At 45.0% G+C, this 373-nt stretch carries 1 protein-coding gene; it reads right to left on the reverse strand.

Translation table 11 applies throughout. The features are described from left to right. On the reverse strand, positions 1-301 hold a 301-nt coding region (locus TW85_RS24970; RefSeq protein WP_202904906.1), incomplete at its 3' end, for a hypothetical protein. Positions 302-373: the final 72 nt, after the last annotated feature.

Genomic DNA, 373 nt, shown 5'->3' on the forward strand with positions numbered 1-373 from the left:
CGCTTACTCCTGCTCTAACCAGATTATTCCCAATATAAAGCGAAAGAGTTCCCGAGCCTGTTGCTGCGGTTTCGACTGTAAAAGCACCCGCTGAAACCGCTCCCTCGTTATCATCAGATAACGCTATCGCCCAAACTTCGGTATCGGCATTTGCGTTTAAAAATGCTTCACATTGACCAGCAAGCATAGCTCCTTGCCCAAAGAAAACCGCACCTTGTTTAGGGTCAGTGACTCTAATCGGTGTATTGACTGCCTGAATACCTGAATCTAACTTTTGTCCAATTATAACAACCTTAAACATTGTCGAAGACGCGCCAGCAAGCTCATTATTAAACTCGACGTAAGTTCCGGGGTTTCGTAATGTCGATGGTAT

The organism is Marinomonas sp. S3726 (assembly GCF_000967665.1).
In the GTDB taxonomy this organism is placed as follows: Bacteria; Pseudomonadota; Gammaproteobacteria; order Pseudomonadales; family Marinomonadaceae; genus Marinomonas.